Here is a 15,399-nt window from a genome sequence, read left to right on the forward strand (position 1 = left end):
CAGCGGCTCAGCGTCCGGCTGCCGGTGCGGGACGGTCGTCCGCGCCGGCCCCGGGCCGCTCGGCGCCCTCGGGGAGCCCGCTGCCCAGGGCGGTCCCCGGGCGACCCTTGCGGAAGGCGGCGCAGACCAGGGTGACGGCCGCTCCGGCCACCGCCCAGGCGGCCAGCACCAGTACCGGCCCGGCCGTGCCGTTGCCGTCGAAGTACGCGATCGAGCGCGCGGCGTACGTACCCGCCCCCGGCGGTAGGGCCGGGCCGATGGTGCTCCAGAACGGCGGGAGCAGAGGGTACGGGTAGGCGCCGCCCGCGCTCGGGTTGCCGAGCACCACCACCAGCAGGATCGCCAGGCCGATGCCGACCACCCCGGCCAGGCCCTGGCAGGCCAGGGTGAGCGCGCCGACCGCGAAGACGACGAGCGTGCCCAGCCCCCACAGGGCGGCGGTGCCGCCGGGCAGGGCGTCCAGTACCGGACCCACGATCAGGGCGCCGAGCAGCCCGGCGACGACCGCGTACAGCAGCAGGGCGCCGAGCCGGATGACCGCGCGGGCGGTGTTGGCGGGCCGGGCGCCGGCACTGACCGCGAGGACCGCGGCGCACAGGTAACCGCCGACGCACCAACCGACGACCAAGTAGAAGGAGCTCAGACCGCGCGCGTCCCCCGCGGCGGCCGGGGCCGCGTCGACCACCTGGAGGCTCCGCCCCTGGGACTCCCCGGCGAGGCGGACGACCTGTTCCAGGGCCTGCGAGAGCGAGGCGCCGGCGCCGCTCGCGACCAGCAGCCGGTCCGTCGTGCCGGCCGGGTCGATGATCAGGGCGCCGTCCGCGTCCCGGTGCTCGATCTGCCGGAGCGCGGTCGCCTCGTCCGGCACCTCGTGCGGGTCGAGCGGGGTGCCGGGCAGCGTGCGGAGCTGCCGTACCGACTGCTCGGCGGTCCCCGGGGCGGGGGCGGTGACGGCGAGGGGGACCTCCCTGGGCCGGGGCTGGTGGAAGGCCCCGATGTACGAGGTGATGAAGGCGAGCTGGAGGGCCAGCACGCCCAGGACCAGCAGGGCTGCCCGGATGGTCACGGCGTCCTTGATCTCGGCGGCGAACCCGCCGGACCGGCCTGCGTCGGTGCTCTGGATCATGTTCACACGCTGCTCGGGCCGGGGGCGGGGCGCAGCAGGGGCGGGCCGAACGGACTAGGGACGGGTGACCCCCGGATGATCGAACAAACGTTTCGCACGAATATTCGAATTGCCTTATGGTGGAGACGGGGGAGGTGTTCGACGAACGAAGCAGGAGGCCGCGGGTGCCCGGGTTTACGCATCTGCACACCGTTTCGGGGTTCTCCATGCGCTACGGAGGCTCGCACCCGGAACGGCTGGCGGAGCGTGCCGCCGAGCGGGGCATGGACGCCCTCGCCCTGACCGACCGGGACACCCTCGCGGGTGCGGTGCGGTTCGCGAAGGCATGTGCGAAGGCCGGGATCCGGCCGTTGTTCGGGACCGACCTGGCCGTCTCGGCCGCACCCCCGGCAGGAGGCCCCGACGGCGCTGACACCTCCGGCGCGGGGGCGTCGTACCGGCGGCGGACCCCCGTCAGGGGCGGGGCCTTCGTGGACGAGTCCGCGCCCCGGGCCGTCTTCCTCGCCCGCGACGGAGCCGCCGGCTGGGCCGAGCTGTGCCGCATGGTCACCGCCGCCCATGCCGGGCGGGCTGCTGACGCCCCAGGGGTCCCGGGCGCCCAGGGCATCCCCGGCGGCCAGCCCGTCCTGCCCTGGGACGCCCTCCACGGAACGGGGGTCTACGTCCTGCTCGGCCCCGGCTCCGAGGTGGGGCGGGCCCTGGCCGCCGGCCGGCCCGACCGGGCCGCACGGCTGCTCGCACCCTGGCGGGACGTCTTCGGGAACTCCCTGCGCCTGGAGGCCGTCCACCACGGCCGCACCGGCACCGGCCCCGGCTCGCTGCGGCTGGCCGCCCGCACCGTCGGCTTCGCCGCCGAGCAGGGCGTCCCGGCCGTGCTGACCAACGCCGTCCGCTACGCCGACCCCGACCAGGGCCCGGTCGCCGACGTCCTCGACGCGGCCCGCCGCCTGGTCCCCGTCGACCCCCGCGGCCCCCTCGACAGCGGTGAACGCTGGCTCAAGCCCCCGGCCGCCATGGCCGAGACCGCCGACCGGATCGCCCGGGCCGCCGGCCTCGGCCCGGCCGACGCGCGCCGGCTGCTCGCGGAGACCCGGCGCACCGCCGAGACCTGCACGGTGGACCCCGAGGACGACCTCGGCATCGGCTCCGTGCACTTCCCCGAGGCCCACCTCGTCGGCGCCGCCCACCGCACCGCCCAGCGCGTCCTCGCCTCCCGCGCCTCCGCCGGCATGGTGCTGCGCGGCTACGCCGACGACCCCGCCTACTGGGAGCGGATGCACCACGAGCTCGACATCATCGCCTACCACGGCTACGCCTCGTACTTCCTGACCGTCGCCCAGGTCGTGGACGACATACGGGAGATGGGCATCCGCGTGGCCGCCCGCGGCTCCGGCGCCGGCTCCCTCGTCAACCACCTGCTCGGCATCGCCCACGCCGACCCCGTCGCCCAGGGCCTGCTGATGGAGCGCTTCCTGTCCAAGCGCCGCCACGTCCTGCCCGACATCGACATCGACGTGGAGTCCGCCCGCCGGCTGGAGGTCTACCGCAGGATCATCGACCGGTTCGGCACCGAGCGCGTCGCCACCGTCTCCATGCCCGAGACCTACCGCGTCCGGCACGCCGTCCGCGACGTCGGCGCCGCCCTGTCCATGGACCCGGCCGCCGTCGACCGGCTCGCCAAGGCCTTCCCGCACATCCGGGCCCGCGACGCCCGAGCGGCCCTCGCCGAACTGCCCGAGCTGCGCGGCGTGCACGAGGAGGAGCACGGGCGGCTCTGGGAGCTCGTCGAGGCGCTGGACGCGCTGCCGCGCGGGACCGCCATGCACCCGTGCGGGGTGCTGCTCTCCGACGCCTCCCTGCTCGCCCGCACCCCCGTGGTGCCCACCAGCGGCGAGGGCTTCCCCATGTCCCAGTTCGACAAGGACGACGTGGAGGAACTCGGCCTGCTCAAACTCGACGTGCTGGGCGTGCGGATGCAGTCCGCGATGGCGCACGCGGTCGCGGAGGTCCGGCGCACCACCGGCGAGGAGCTCGACCTGGACGACCCCGCACAGGTGCCGCCGGGCGACCGGGCGACGTACGAGCTCATCCGCTCGGCCGAGACGCTGGGCTGCTTCCAGATCGAGTCGCCGGGCCAGCGCGACCTGGTGGGACGGCTCCAGCCGTCCACCTTCCACGACCTGGTCGTCGACATCTCGCTGTTCCGGCCCGGGCCGGTGGCCGCCGACATGGTGCGGCCGTTCATCGAGGCCCGGCACGGGCGGGCCCCCGTCCGCTTCCCGCACCCGGACCTGGCACCGGCGCTGCAGGAGACGTACGGGGTGGTGGTCTTCCACGAGCAGGTCATCGAGATCGTGCACGTCCTGACCGGTTGCGGGCGGGACGAGGCGGACCGGGTCCGCCGCGGGCTCTCCGACCCCGAGTCGCAGCCGCGGATCAAGGCCTGGTTCGCGGCGCAGGCCGCCGGACGGGGCTACTCGGCGGAGGTGATCGGCCGGACCTGGGAGATCGTGGAGGCCTTCGGCAGCTACGGCTTCTGCAAGGCGCACGCGGTGGCCTTCGCCGTGCCCACGTACCAGTCGGCCTGGCTGAAGGCGCACCACCCGGCGGCGTTCTACGCCGGGCTGCTCACCCACGACCCCGGCATGTACCCGAAGCGGCTGCTGCTCGCGGACGCGCGGCGGCGCGGCGTGCCGGTGCTGCCGCTGGACGTGAACCGGTCGGCGGTGGCCCACCGCATCGAACCGGTGCCCGGCGAACCCCCGGTGTGGGGGCTCAGGCTGGCCCTGTCCGACGTCCACGGCATCAGCGGGGCCGAGGCGCTGCGCATCGAGGACGGACAGCCGTACGGATCGCTGCGCGACTTCTGGGACCGGGCCCACCCCGGCCACCCGGTCGCCCAACGGCTGGCCCAGGTCGGCGCGTTGGACGCCTTCGGCGCCAACCGGCGCGACCTGCTGCTGCACCTGGCCGAGCTGCACGGTGCGCAGCGGCGCCCGGCCGGGGCCCGAGGTGGTGCCCAACTCCCTCTGGAGGGTGGGCGGTCGACGGCCCCGGTCGGCCTGCCCGACCTGACCGACGAGGAGCGGCTCAGCGCGGAGCTGGGCGTCCTCGGCATGGACGCCTCCCGGCACCTGATGGGTGACCACCACGCCTTCCTGGCGGAGCTGGGCGTGGTCCCGGCCCGCCGGCTGCGCGAGGTCGAGCACGGCCGGACCGTGCTGGTCGCGGGGGCCAAGGCGGCCACCCAGACCCCGCCGATCCGGTCGGGGAAGCGGGTCATCTTCACGACCCTGGACGACGGGACGGGCCTGGTCGACCTGGCCTTCTTCGACGACAGCCACGAGGCCTGCGCACACACCGTCTTCCACTCGTTCCTGCTGCTGGTCAGGGGCGTCGTACAGCGGCGCGGGCCGCAGAGCCTCAGCGTGGTCGGCGCAGCCGCCTGGAACCTGGCCGAGCTGGTGGAACTGCGCCGCTCCGGCGGCCCGTCCGCGGTCGCTGCCCGGCTGGCCGAGCCGCCGCCGGGCACGAACGGGGCCGGGCCGGGGACCGAGCCCGGGTCCGGAGCCGAGCCCGGGTCCGGGCACGGTCCGGCGTCCGTCGACTCCGGGCGCCGCATCCACCTGCCCACCGGGTACGAGATGAACCCGTGGGCCGACCTCCAACCCGCCGGCGACCGCGCCGCGACCGGACGCAAGCTGTGGCACTCCAGCCCGGGGAGCGCGGGATGACGGCCCGGGAGAACGGCGTCCTGCACGTACGGTGCGCCCCGGCGGTGTCCGAGGAGGGGTACCGCGAAGTCCTGGAGCTGCTGCGGGAGTTCTCCCCGACGGTCCAGGCCCTGCCTCCGCGGGCGGCACTGGTCCACGTACGCGGCGCCCGGCGCTACTTCGGCGCGGACGCCCGCCGGATCGCCGAGCTGGTGCGGCTGCGCGCCGTGGCCCGGCTGGGCACGGACGTACGGATCGGGGTCGCCGCGACCTGGGCGGTGGCGGCCACGGCCTCCGCCCGGGTGCCCGCGCCCGGCGGCGTCCTGGCCGTGCCGGAGGACGACGTGGACGGGTTCCTCGGGCCGCTGCCGGTGGAGGAGCTGTACGGCATCGGCCCCCGGCAGGCCGAGGCGCTGCGCGGGTACGGACTGCATACCGTCGGCGCGGTGGCGTCCGTCTCCCCGGGCACCGTCGAACGGATCCTGGGCCGGCGGGCCGGCCGACTGGCCGCGGAGCGCGCCCGCGGGATCGACCCGCGCCCCGTCACCCCGAAGGACCTGCCCCCGTCCGCCGCCGTCCGGAGCGGGTTCACCCGACACGAGCTCGACGGCCCGCACGCCCGGGCCGTGCTCCTCGGCCTGGTGGTCAGACTGGGGGCGGTGCTGCGCGGACGCCGCCAGGCGGCCCGGGCCCTGTCCCTGACCCTCCAGTTCGCCGGCGGCGGCCACTGGGAGAAGGCCCGCCGGCTCCCGGAGGCGTCCGCGCACGACGAGGACCTGCGGGCGGCGGCGTACCGCCTGCTGGACGCGGCCGGGCTGCAACGGGCGCGGCTGACCGGCATGGTGCTGCGCGCCGAGGACCTGACGGATTCCGAGCGGGTGGCCCGGCAGCTCTCGCTGGACCCGGTCCGCGAGGCGCGGCTGACGGTGGAGGCGGCCGTCGACCGTGCGAACGCCCGTTTCGGCCCCGGCACGGTCCGCCCGGCCACCACCTTCCACAGGGCGGCGTGACCGCCGCGGGGGTACGGCGGGCCGCGGCGCAGTTTTTTACTGACGCGTAACTTCCCAGTCTTGCTACTCGACCGTAATTTGGCGTCAGCAGCACGCCTTGTGATCCGGATCACGGGATGAGCCCCCACGTCCATTCCCCTTGAGCCGCAAGGAGATCACTCAATGCTGCCCTGGCTACGACGCCTGCTCCGCCCGCTGGCCGTCCTCGTCCTCACCGCCGCCGCCCTCGCCGCCCCCACCGGCACGGCACAGGCCGCCTCCGCACCGAGCAGCGGCTGGAACAACTGGTCCTGCAAGCCGTCCGCCGCCCACCCCCGCCCGGTGGTCCTCGTGCACGGCACCCTCGGCAACTCCGTCGACAACTGGCTCGGCTTCGCCCCGTACCTCGTCCACCGCGGGTACTGCGTCTACTCGCTCGACTACGGCCAGCTGTCCGGCGTCCCCTTCTTCCACGGGCTGGGCCCGGTCGACAAGTCCGCCGGACAGCTCTCCGCCTTCGTCGACCGGGTGCTCTCCGCCACCGGCACCGCCGAGGTCGACATCGTCGGCCACTCCCAGGGCGGCATGATGCCGAACTACTACCTCAAGTTCCTCGGCGGAGCCGACAAGGTCAACGCGCTGGTCGGACTGGCGCCCGACAACCACGGCACGACCCTGTCCGGCCTCACCGCGCTGCTCCCGTACTTCCCCGGCGCCGAGGACCTGATCAGCTCCAAGACCCCCGGCCTCGCCGACCAGATCGCCGGATCCCCCTTCCTCACCGGGCTGAACGCGGGCGGGGACACCGTGCCCGGCGTCCAGTACACGGTGATCGCGACGAAGTACGACCAGGTGGTCACGCCCTTCCGCAGCGGCTTCCTCCAGGGCACCGGGAACAACGTGCGCAACGTCGTCCTGCAGGACCTGTGCCCGCTGGACCTCTCCGAGCACGTCGCCATCGGGCTCACCTCCCGGATCGCCTGGCACGAGGCGCTCAACGCCCTCGATCCCGCCCACGCCGAACGGACCACCTGCGCCTCGGTCTTCGACTGACCGCCGCCCGGGCTAACCGCGGCCGGCCGTCGCCCGGCGCCGGGCCACCGCGAACAACACGGCCGAGCCGACGGCCAGCACGCCCGCCCCGGCGATCGCGATCGCCGGGGTGGCGCTGCTGCCGCCGGTCTGCGCCAGGTCGGCACCGCCGGCAGCGGGCGCGTCCGTCGCGGCCGCGCCGAGCGCGGTGACGCCGTTCGTCTTCGGGTCGTCGTCGCCGTGGCCGTCGTGCTCCACCGAGGACCTCCCCTGACCGTCGGCGATCTGGCGGTCCGTCGGGGCCTTGGGCGCGGGGGCCTCGGCGGGGCGGGAGCCCGGGTCCGGCTCGCCACTCGGCTCGCCACCGGGCTTGCCGCTGGGCTCGGCACTGGGCACGGAGCTCGGGACGGTGCCGTTGCCGCCGCCCTTGCCGCCGCTGTTGCCGCCGCCGTTGCCGCCGCCGTTGTCCTTGCCGAACACCACGTCCGAGCAGGTGTAGAAGGCCTCCGGGCTGTCCGAGCGCTGCCAGATGCTGTAGATCAGGTGCCGGCCGGACTTGCGGGGGACCGTCCCGGAGAACACGTAGTCGCCGCCCTGCATGCCCGGGTCGGTGGCCTTCGCGAACGGCGCCGACTCCAGGTCCGCCCAGGTCAGCGGCTTCGACGGGTCGTAGCCGTCCTTCGTGACGTACAGCTCGAAGGTGCCCCGGTGCGGGGCGGTCCCCTTGTAGCGGAAGGTGTGCGGGCCGGCCGTCATCGGTCCCGCCGGCCAGTCGGCCCGGGGCAGGTCCAGGCCCCGGTACTTGTCGTTGCCGGCGGAGCACAGCTGCCCGTTGGGGATCAGCGACCGGTGGTGGCCCGCCGCGTTGGCGATGTTCACCGCGTTCCAGTCGTAGAAGGCCTGCGTCCCGCTGGAGGCCACGGCCGCCTTGCAGGCCGCCGACTTCGGGGACTCCGGCCCCTCCGCGTAGCAGGCCGCGACCCGGCTGACCGGGTCCGTCATGGATCCGTGGGCGGCCGCGGGCGCGGCCGGGCACACGGCCACCACGAGCGGGGCGAAGCCGGCCGCGGCGATACGGGTCAGGATGCGGAGGCGGTGGCGTGCGGGCATGGCGGCTCTCCTCGGAGCGGGCGGCGGAGCCCACGGGGCGGGGGCCCCGCGGTGGCGGACGGGCCGGGAGCCGGGCGGTACGGCGCCGCCCCCGTGGGCCCGGCCCCGCACGCCGGTCCACCCCGGCGCCGCCAAGCTAGCGGCCCGAACGGCCCGTTCCGCCCGCACGGAGCCCCTGCCCGAGATCCTTAGGCTCCGCTTAAGCCGGGGATAGGCAGGGCCTCAGGTGCCGGACGCTGGACGGCAGAAGCAGACGTGAGGCAACGGTTCGCAGCGCCAGTGGAAGCCCGCCGGAGCCCGACGAGCATTGCCGGCGCCGGCTCCCCGCCCGACTCCCTGGGCCCGAGCCTGGCAATCGGCGAAAGCCTCTCCACTGACCGCACCGATTGGGGCCCCGAGCCAGGGCTCCTGGGAAGCCCTACGACAACCCGAATGTCGCCAAAGTCCGTATCGGTGAAAGCGAACGAAACCAGAGCAGCCCCCGAGTAACATCGCAGCTCAACAAGCCTGCTCCCCGCACCCGCGGGGATGACCCCGCAGCTGGAGCATCCCGGCCGTGCCGCCAACACTGCTCCCCGCACCCGCGGGGATGACCCCGCCTCGGCCGGCGTATCGCCGGCATGCGAGTTCTGCTCCCCGCACCCGCGGGGATGACCCCGGCGCCGACGATGAGGCGGGCGAGGCAGGCAACTGCTCCCCGCACCCGCGGGGATGACCCCGACGGCGAACCGCTCAAAGAAGGCCCGGACGGCTGCTCCCCGCACCCGCGGGGATGACCCGGGCGACACCGCGGTCAACGCCGACGGCTTCGACTGCTCCCCGCACCCGCGGGGATGACCCCTGGCGTCCGCTTCACCCGATGGGCCCGCCACACTGCTCCCCGCACCCGCGGGGATGACCCCACGCCGCTCCGGCTGACGCACGGCGGCGCGAACTGCTCCCCGCACCCGCGGGGATGACCCCCCGTCCATGTCACCGAACGCGCGCTGCAGCTCCTGCTCCCCGCACCCGCGGGGATGACCCCTCCGCGATGACGTCAGTCAGGCGGCGCTTGTTCTGCTCCCCGCACCCGCGGGGATGACCCCGACGGCGTCACGGACGCCATCGCCGCGATCGGCTGCTCCCCGCACCCGCGGGGGATGACCCCGTCCGTCAGTCGATGGACGAGCTGACTCAGGCCTGCTCCCCGCACCCGCGGGGATGACCCCAGTCCGGCGGTGGTGGCGGTGGCCGTGGCGCTGCTCCCCGCACCCGCGGGGATGGCCCCGTCCGGCTCTTCGGGTGCGGCTTAGGGTTCGCGCAGATGGGCGGCGGCGCAGGCGAGGTTGGGAGCCGAACCACGCTCAGTTGAGGGTGATGCCGAACAGGTCGTGAAGGGCGTCGGCGCCGGGCGGGGTTACCCGGAGGGCGCGGCCGGTGCCGATGGGTTCGAGCCAGCCGGCGTCCATCGCGTGCGCGCGGAGCGCTGTGCCGAGGACGCCGGCGAGGTGGGGTCGGCGTTCGGTCCAGTCGAGGCAGCTGCGGACCAGCGGGCGGGAGCCGCGGCGCATCTTGTCCATGTCGATGCCGATGCTGACCAGCCAGGCGCGGCCTGGTGCGGTCACGGCCAGACCCGTGTCCTCCGTGACAACGCCGCGTGCCAGCAGGGCGTCCGCGAGGGCGACGCCGAGGCGGCCGGCGAGATGGTCGTAGCAGGTCCGGGCGCGCGCCTCAGCGCTGTGGCGGACGCTGTCACGCAGATTGCGCGGTGCGGGCGCGGAACCCGACTCCGCCGCGAACGCTGCCATGTCTTCGACCAGCGCGGCGGTGCCGGGCCCGGCCAGCCGCAGGTAGCGGTGACGGCCCTGGCGCTCCTCGACCAACAGGCCGCCGGCGACGAGCCGGGACAGCTGCTCGCTCGCGGTCGACGCCACGATGCCGACGTGGTGGGCCAGTTCGGCCGCGGTCCAGGCACGGCCGTCCAACAGCGCGAGGCAGATCGCGGCACGGGTGGGGTCGGCCAGCAGCCCGGCGAGCCGGGCCAGAGGTTGCACGGACATGGGCCCATCATGCCCCGGCCACGGTTCGGCGTGCGCCGAAGTTTCCCGCACCTAGCGTGGGTCGCATGACGACCTCCGACCCGTCCGTCCTCTCCTCTCGTGTCACTGCGTACGCCGACGCCCGTGCAGTGCTCGACCAGCCACTGCTGGTCCCCGAACCCGGCGCCGACGCGGCGGATGCGCCCGCAGGCTCCCTGGCCTGGCTGCGCGCCACTGTCGCCCGCTTCACTGGCGACGGGCAGACGCATGCCCGTCGGCGCGCCCACGCGGTGGTGGAGCTTGCGCGCCTGGACCCGCGCGAACTGCGCCGGGCGGCTGCCGGCTCGGTGGTCGGCGCGGACGACCGGCACACTGTCGTGCGCATCCTGGCCGAGGAGCTGGGTCTGCCGGGCCCGGACGCAGTGGCCGACGCAGCCATGTCCGTCTGTGCCGGATACTTCGGCAGCGACCTGACGCCCACCCAGGAGAAGACTGCCGACGAAGCCATCGCGTCACTCCTCGCCCGGACCGCTCAGGAGGACGGCGTGGAGGACCTGGAGGCGGCCGCGCAGCGGATCGGGCTGTTGGTGCAGGCGTGCGATGCGACCGCCCGATTGGCCGAGCACGCCCGCCGGGCCGCGCCGGACGGACTCCCACCAGGTGGCGCGGACGCCCTCCTCGCCGAGGTGCTGCGGCAGGACCCGCCCGTGACCGCGCTGCGCCGACGAGCGCTGGCCGACGTCCGTGTGGGCGCGCTGGACCTCCGGTCCGGGGAGGTGGTGCTGATCGACGTCACCGCCGTGGAGCCGGGCACCCCCGCCGGCGGCGACCATTCCGATCCGGACATCGGCGCCCATGATGATCCGGCCCCTCTCGCCTTCGGCGCGGGGCCGCACCGGTGCCCGGGCCGGGCCCAGGCACTGGCGCTCGCCGCCGGGATGCTGGAACGGGACGACCCGGCCGCGCAGGTCACAAAGGCGGTCGCACGTGTGCTGGACCTCGCCGTGACTTGGACTGCTTGGGACGGGCAACCGCTGGCGGCGGACGACCGCGTCTACACCCCGCACAAGGCGATCCGCCGGGTCGCCGACCATCTGGTGGACCATCTCGCCGAGTTGGAGGCCCGTCTGGCTGGCCAGGAGCCGCAGTCAGACCACTGGCACGCATCGGCGACCACCACACCGGCCGACCTCGCGCCGTTTACCACGGAAGACCTCGATGAGGCGCGCAGCCGCCTGGTCCGTCTCGGCAGGATCTGGGCCGACCGCCTCGGGGCGCTGAGCGACGCGCAGTTGGACCGCTCGCCCGGCCAGGGCTGGTCCTTCCGACGGCTCGCCGCACACGTCGCCGGCTCGCTGGACTACTACGCCGGGGCCGTCGGCCCTCTCGGCGCCGCCGCCAACTCCGAGGAGCGGGTATGAGCACCGTCAGCGCTTCCGCCGCCATCGCCTTCCGCGAACTGCACCACCGCCCCGGCGCGCCGATATTGCTGCCGAACGCCTGGGACCACGCTTCCGCAGCCGCGCTGGCCGTGGCCGGCTTCCCCGCCGTCGGCACCACCAGCCTGGGTGTCGCCGCTTCGGCCGGGCTGCCGGATGGGGCCGGCCGGACCCGTGCTGAGACGTTGCGGCTCGCGCGCCTTCTCGGCGGCGGGCCCTTCCTGCTCTCCGTCGACGTCGAGGGCGGCTTCAGCGACGACCCGGCCGAGGTCGCAGGCCTCGCGGCGGAACTCGCCGAGGCGGGCGCGGTCGGCGTCAACCTGGAGGACGGCCGCGCCGACGGTGGTCTCACCCCGCCGTGCCTGCACGCGGCGAAGATCACCGCGGTCAAGGCAGCCGTGCCCTGGCTCTTCGTCAACGCCCGCACCGACACCCATTGGCTGCGCGGGGGACACGAGGCGGAGACTGTGTCCCGCTTGGCGGCTTACCGGGACGCGGGCGCGGACGGCGTCTTCGTGCCGGGTCTGACCGATCCGGCGTCCATCGCAGCGGCGGTGAACGCGACCGCGTTGCCGCTCAACGTCCTCGCCACACCGCACGGGCCGTCACTCGCCCGCCTGGCCGAACTCGGTGTGCGCCGGGTCAGTCTCGGCTCACTGCTGTTCCGGCTCGCCCTCGGTGCGGCCGTGGACACCGCCGTCAGCCTGCGCGCGAACGGTGTGTTCCCGCAGACGCCCGCAGCCCCGGGCTATGCCGCGGTACAGAACCTGGCCCCACCCGGAAGCTGAGGACCCGACGGGCACCAGGCACACCGGTCTCGCCGCTTTACGCCGCACCGGACGTGGAGTGACGACGCTCCGTGACCGCCGGGGAGACCTGTGCCTGTGCTGCCGCTGCTGCAGCTGCTGCGGTTCGGGCGCTCCTACCAGGCGATCGCCGACACGACCTGCTCGGCGACCACCCTCCGCAACCGCCGCGACGAGTGGATCCGGCTCGGCCTCTTCGCCCGGCTCAAGGGGATCGCGCTGGAAACCTACGACCGGATCGTCGGGCTCAGGCTCGCCCAGATCCCCATCGACGGCTCCAGCACCAAAGCCCCCGGCGGCGGGAAGGTGGCCGGGCGCTCACCGGTCCACTGCGGCAAACAGGGCCTGCAGCGTCCGGGTATGACGGATGGTTACGGAATCGCCCTCGGCCGAGTCGTGGCCGGAGCGAACCGCCACGATTCTCCGCTGCTCGCTCCGGCCCTGGACCTGCTGGACGACCTCGAGCCGCTGCCCGACGACATCACGGTGCACTTGGACGCCGGCTACGACTCGGACGAGACCCGCATCGAACTCACCGCCCGCAACCTGCACGGTCGCTGAGGGGCCGCTTCCCTCAGGTGAGGAGGGCGGGCAGGCCCGAGGGGGCGAGGGCCTGGCGCTCCAGGGCGTCGAGGGCCCGGACCGCCTCCGCGGCCGCTTCCGGGTCGGTTCCCGCGAGCCCGCTCGCCTCGAACTCGTCCTCGTCCAGCCGCAGCACCGAGGAGCCGTCCGCCGACACCCACAGGTCCAGGTCGAGGTCCGCCACCCGGATCTCGCCGTCCTCCACCACGGCCGGGCGGGTGACGTCGCAGTACCAGCCCTTGAGGACCCCCGCGCCGGTGCGGACCTCCTTGATCGCGTACCAGCGCGTCCGCCAGAAGTGCTCGGTGAACACGTCGCCCGGCTCGAAGCGCACGAACCCGAAGTCCCGTACCCCGTCCGCCGCCCACGGGGCCCGTACGGTGATCCGGTCGCCGGTGTCGGCCACCACGTCCGCCGGGTAGCGGATCTTGGTCCGGCCCGCCTTGGAGAGGGCCACCGTCACCATCCCGCGCTCACCCATGGAGCTCCCTCACGAAGCGGACCTCGCTCGCGCCGACCTCGTACCCGAACCACCGGTTGATGGCCAGCATCGGCCCGTTCCCGGCGTCGTTGCCGGTGAAGGCCTCCCGGTAGCCGGCCGCGCGGGCCCGGTGCAGGGAGTCCGTCTTGGCGAGCTTGGCCAGGCCGCGCCCGCGGAAGCCGGGGAGGGTGCCGGTCATCGCCGAGGCGTAGCGGGTCTCGCCGTCGGTGCGGGCGGCGGTGAACGCGGCCACGGTCCCGTCGACGAGGACGACCGAGGTCAGTTCGTGGTCGAGCTCCGGGTCCTGCCAGGTGGTGCGCACCCAGTTCTCGTAGTCGTCCAGGAGGACCGGCACGTCGCCCGGCTCGTCCGCGGTGGCCGCCGCGTCCGCCTCGAACAGGGGGCGCGGCTCGCCGGCGAAGGCGGAGCCGGGGCGCAGCTCCACGCCGGGCGGGAGCTCCTGCGGGTACGGCGGCAGCTCGGCGGTGGCCAGGTCCAGTCGCAGGAAGTGCGCCGAACGGCTCGGACGGTACCCGCGGCGCTCGGCGTACGACCGCGAGGGGGCCTCGTCGGGCACCCAGGAGAACACCTTCACCGCACCCAGGGCCGCGACGTGCTCCTCGGCCGCGCGCAGCAGGGCCGTGCCCGCGCCGCGTCCGCGGTGGTCGGGGTGCACGTGGACGTTGGCGGACGACAGGCCCGGCTCGGCGCTGTCGTGGGCGACGGCGACCTGGGCGGTCCCGAGGACGAGGCCGTCGTCGTCCTCGGCGACCAGGATGCGGTGGTGCTCGTCGGGGTGGGCGCCGGCCAGTTCGAAGACGACGCCGCCGGCCGTGGAGATCATGAACGGCAGCGTGGCGCGACGAACCCGGACGACGGCCTCCACGTCCGACGGGTCACCGGGGTGGAGATCGCGGATCGATACGGTCATGGGGCGACGGTAGGTGCGGGGCGGGGCGGACGCCTCCCAATTTCCCGCCCCAATGGGAGAATCAGCCGTGTGACCTCGACGAACCTGAACATCCGGATCGACGGATCGGCCGGCGCCGCCGCCCCGTACGAGCAGCTGCGCGCCCAGATCGCCGAGGAGGCGAGGACGGGACGGCTGCCGGTGGGATTCAAACTGCCGACGGTGCGCGGCTTCGCGGAGGAGCTCGGGCTCGCGGCGAACACGGTGGCGAAGGCGTACCGGGTGCTGGAGGCGGACGGGGTGATCGAGACGCGGGGCCGGCACGGCACGTTCGTCGCGGCCGCCGGCGATTCCGCCGCGCGGGAGGCGGCCGCCGCGGCGCAGGCCTTCGCCGAGCGGGCGCAGCGGCTGGGCCTGACCTTCGACGAAGCGACCGCGACCGCCCTGGACGCCCTCCGCGCGCGGTACGGCGCGTAACGCCGCTACGGCTGGCAGGGCCGGAGCCGGGCGCTGAGGTGGTGCTCCAGTGGGAGGCCCATCGCCGCCATGTCCTGCTCGACCGACAGCTCGCCGTCGCGCAGCGCGTACCGGCGCCGCATGCCGGTGACCTCCTTGGCCCGGGGAGTGCTCGCCACGGTGTCCGTGGCGAGCTCGACCACCAGCTCGGTGCCCGGCGCGGTGCCCGTGCCGGCGCCGGCGTCGGTGACCGCGCCGAGATAGGTCTCGACGATGCCGGTGGGATGGGCCAGGACGACCTCCAGGGAGGCGTCGGGCAGTACCCGCCACCAGCCGCTCTCCCGACCCGACGGGCGCAGCGCCGTCCCCGCCCCGTCGACCAGCCAGGCGCGCGACTCGTAGCGCAGGAAGGGCCGGCCGTCGTGGCTGAAGGTGATCTCCTGCCGGTAATGGAAGCCCTGCTCCAGCGTCGGGTACTCGCCGCTCCCGCTGCCGTGCCAGCGGCCCAGCAGGGCGAGGACCGGCTTCAGCTGCGCGTGCGGTTCGGGGCCCTCGCCGAGGACGTGGCTGTCGGGGTACGGGTTCTCCTGCGGCGCGTCGGGCACGGTCGGCTCTCCTGATCCGGTGGTTCGGCTGCCCCGGGGCGCTGGGCGGACTACCGGCCCGCCGCCCCGGGACGCGGGTCCGGGCCCATTGTCACGGCCCTGCGGCCGCGCGGACGGGAGGCACCGCCGCGC

12 protein-coding genes, 1 pseudogene and 1 CRISPR repeat array are annotated in these 15,399 nt (G+C 74.7%); of the genes and pseudogenes, 7 read left to right on the forward strand and 6 right to left on the reverse strand.

Annotation, left to right across the window (positions count from 1 at the left end):
• Positions 1 to 7: 7 nt before the first annotated feature.
• Entirely contained in the window at positions 8 to 1,126 is a 1,119-nt protein-coding gene (locus ACFV7Q_RS29235) for a DUF3533 domain-containing protein (RefSeq protein ID WP_385432831.1), read from the reverse strand.
• Positions 1,127 to 1,242: 116 nt separating this feature from the next.
• On the opposite strand from ACFV7Q_RS29235, the gene ACFV7Q_RS29240 reads away from it, so the two are divergent.
• The 3 genes from ACFV7Q_RS29240 to ACFV7Q_RS29250 all read left to right on the forward strand — a co-directional run bounded on the left by ACFV7Q_RS29240 (position 1,243) and on the right by ACFV7Q_RS29250 (position 6,881).
• Entirely contained in the window at positions 1,243 to 4,860 is a 3,618-nt protein-coding gene (locus tag ACFV7Q_RS29240) for a DNA polymerase III subunit alpha (protein WP_385432833.1), read from the forward strand.
• A complete protein-coding gene (locus ACFV7Q_RS29245) occupies positions 4,857 to 5,849 on the forward strand; it encodes a hypothetical protein (RefSeq protein WP_385432835.1) in 993 nt (330 codons plus the stop codon). The genes ACFV7Q_RS29240 and ACFV7Q_RS29245 overlap by 4 nt, the downstream gene beginning before the upstream one ends.
• 162 nt (positions 5,850 to 6,011) lie before the next feature.
• Positions 6,012 to 6,881 (forward strand): esterase/lipase family protein, encoded by an 870-nt coding sequence (locus tag ACFV7Q_RS29250; protein ID WP_385432837.1) that lies wholly within the window; start codon positions 6,012 to 6,014, stop codon positions 6,879 to 6,881.
• A 12-nt stretch (positions 6,882 to 6,893) separates the two neighbouring features.
• On the opposite strand, the gene ACFV7Q_RS29255 is transcribed toward ACFV7Q_RS29250, so the two are convergent.
• Positions 6,894 to 7,970: a lytic polysaccharide monooxygenase gene (locus tag ACFV7Q_RS29255; RefSeq protein ID WP_385432839.1), complete on the reverse strand. Its 1,077-nt coding sequence runs from the start codon at positions 7,968 to 7,970 to the stop codon at positions 6,894 to 6,896.
• Positions 7,971 to 8,477: 507 nt separating this feature from the next.
• Positions 8,478 to 9,237: a CRISPR direct-repeat array (repeat unit 29 nt; unit sequence CTGCTCCCCGCACCCGCGGGGATGACCCC).
• Positions 9,238 to 9,313: 76 nt separating this feature from the next.
• The gene (locus ACFV7Q_RS29260; RefSeq protein WP_385432841.1) at positions 9,314 to 10,009 is read right to left on the reverse strand and encodes an ArsR/SmtB family transcription factor; all 696 of its coding nucleotides are present in this window, start codon (positions 10,007 to 10,009) and stop codon (positions 9,314 to 9,316) included.
• 65 nt (positions 10,010 to 10,074) lie between these two features.
• Between ACFV7Q_RS29260 and ACFV7Q_RS29265 the strand changes: the two genes are divergently transcribed.
• The 3 genes and pseudogenes from ACFV7Q_RS29265 to ACFV7Q_RS29275 form a co-directional block, all read left to right on the forward strand.
• Positions 10,075 to 11,409 carry a hypothetical protein gene (locus ACFV7Q_RS29265; protein ID WP_385432843.1) on the forward strand — a complete coding sequence of 445 codons (1,335 nt, stop codon included), beginning with the start codon at positions 10,075 to 10,077 and terminating at the stop codon, positions 11,407 to 11,409.
• The gene (locus ACFV7Q_RS29270; protein ID WP_385432845.1) at positions 11,406 to 12,215 is read left to right on the forward strand and encodes an isocitrate lyase/phosphoenolpyruvate mutase family protein; all 810 of its coding nucleotides are present in this window, start codon (positions 11,406 to 11,408) and stop codon (positions 12,213 to 12,215) included. The genes ACFV7Q_RS29265 and ACFV7Q_RS29270 overlap by 4 nt, the downstream gene beginning before the upstream one ends.
• Positions 12,216 to 12,320: 105 nt before the next feature.
• A pseudogene (locus ACFV7Q_RS29275) lies at positions 12,321 to 12,791 on the forward strand (transposase); the annotation flags it as partial.
• Between the two features lie 16 nt (positions 12,792 to 12,807).
• On the opposite strand, the gene ACFV7Q_RS29280 reads toward ACFV7Q_RS29275, so the two are convergent.
• Together ACFV7Q_RS29280 and ACFV7Q_RS29285 are read right to left on the reverse strand one after the other, a co-directional pair.
• A complete protein-coding gene (locus ACFV7Q_RS29280) occupies positions 12,808 to 13,296 on the reverse strand; it encodes a DUF402 domain-containing protein (RefSeq protein WP_385432847.1) in 489 nt (162 codons plus the stop codon).
• A complete protein-coding gene (locus ACFV7Q_RS29285) occupies positions 13,289 to 14,227 on the reverse strand; it encodes a GNAT family N-acetyltransferase (RefSeq protein WP_385432849.1) in 939 nt (312 codons plus the stop codon). The genes ACFV7Q_RS29280 and ACFV7Q_RS29285 overlap by 8 nt, the downstream gene beginning before the upstream one ends.
• A gap of 69 nt (positions 14,228 to 14,296) precedes the next feature.
• Here ACFV7Q_RS29285 and ACFV7Q_RS29290 point away from each other — a divergent pair, with 69 nt between their 5' ends.
• Positions 14,297 to 14,683 carry a GntR family transcriptional regulator gene (locus ACFV7Q_RS29290; RefSeq protein ID WP_385432850.1) on the forward strand — a complete coding sequence of 129 codons (387 nt, stop codon included), beginning with the start codon at positions 14,297 to 14,299 and terminating at the stop codon, positions 14,681 to 14,683.
• A 5-nt stretch (positions 14,684 to 14,688) separates the two neighbouring features.
• Here the strand turns inward: ACFV7Q_RS29290 and ACFV7Q_RS29295 are convergent, their stop codons facing one another.
• Positions 14,689 to 15,267 carry an FABP family protein gene (locus tag ACFV7Q_RS29295; protein WP_385432852.1) on the reverse strand — a complete coding sequence of 193 codons (579 nt, stop codon included), beginning with the start codon at positions 15,265 to 15,267 and terminating at the stop codon, positions 14,689 to 14,691.
• Between the last annotated feature and the right edge of the window lie 132 nt (positions 15,268 to 15,399).

The organism is Streptomyces sp. NPDC059851 (genome assembly GCF_042732005.1).
Classification (GTDB): domain Bacteria; phylum Actinomycetota; class Actinomycetes; order Streptomycetales; family Streptomycetaceae; genus Streptomyces.